Source organism: Nocardia vaccinii NBRC 15922, from assembly GCF_001613305.1.
GTDB classification, from domain to species: domain Bacteria; phylum Actinomycetota; class Actinomycetes; order Mycobacteriales; family Mycobacteriaceae; genus Nocardia; species Nocardia vaccinii.
In genome coordinates, this window is the sequence record NZ_BDCC01000134.1 from 1 (window position 1) to 1,077 (window position 1,077).

Sequence of the window (1,077 nt, forward strand, 5' to 3'; positions counted from 1 at the left end):
CGTGATGACCTGCGTGGATACGCGGTTGAGCATTTGGGTGATCCGGACGGTGTGTTGATCGTGGACGAGACGGGATTCATCAAGAAGGGCGTGAAATCTGCTGGGGTGCAACGGCAATACTCGGGCACGGCGGGGCGGATCGAGAACTCTCAGCTGGGTGTGTTCTGCGCCTATGCCAGCAGCCGGGGGCGGACGCTGATCGATCGGGAGTTGTATCTGCCCCAGTCGTGGACCGCCGATCGTGATCGCTGCCGCGAGGCCGGTGTTCCGGACGAGGTGGAGTTCGCCACCAAGACCGTGCTGGCCGAGCAGATGCTCGCACGGGCGTTGGATGCCGGGGTCCCGGCCCGGTGGGTGACCGCTGACGAGGCTTATGGCGGCGATGGCAAGTTCCGGGCCTGGCTCGACGAGCGCCGGATAGGGTACGTGGTGGCGGTTCCGCGCACGCAGACCATCCCGGTCACCGCGGGATGCACTCGTGCGGATCATCTTGTCGCGCAAGCACCTTCGCAGGCGTGGAAACGCGTGTCCTGTGGTGCCGGAGCCAAAGGCCAGCGCCTGTTCGACTGGGCCGTGGCATCTTTGCCGGTCTACGAATGGACCACCGCGCCCGGGTGGAGTCGCTGGCTGCTCGCGCGCCGGGCGCTGACTCCGAACAGCAAAGGCGAGCTCGAGATCGCCTACTACATGTGCTGCGCACCCACCGGCACCACCGACGAGACACTGATCCGGGTCGCCGGCAGCAGATGGTCGATCGAGGACTGTTTCCAGACCGCCAAAACCGAAGTCGGCCTGGACCACTACCAGGTCCGCCGTTACGACGCCTGGTACCGGCATATGACTCTGGCCATGCTCGCCCACACCTACCTCGCCGTCACCGCCGCTATCGCCCCAAAAGCGTTGGTAGCGGCCTCATCTCGCTCACCCTCGGCGAAATCCGGCGTCTGTTGGCACACGTGACCGCACCCGCCCTCGACCGCGCTACCGGCTGGCGGTGGTCGATCTGGCGACGCCGCCACCAATACCGGGCCAGGCAAGCCCACTACCAGCGGCGACACCGATTACATAACCAAGTGC

The 1,077-nt window shown here is 65.6% G+C and carries 1 protein-coding gene; it reads left to right on the forward strand.

Translation table 11 applies throughout. The annotated features are described in order from the left end of the window. On the forward strand, positions 1–960 hold a 960-nt coding region (locus tag NV1_RS41655; protein ID WP_067905268.1), incomplete at its 5' end, for an IS701 family transposase. Positions 961–1,077: the final 117 nt, after the last annotated feature.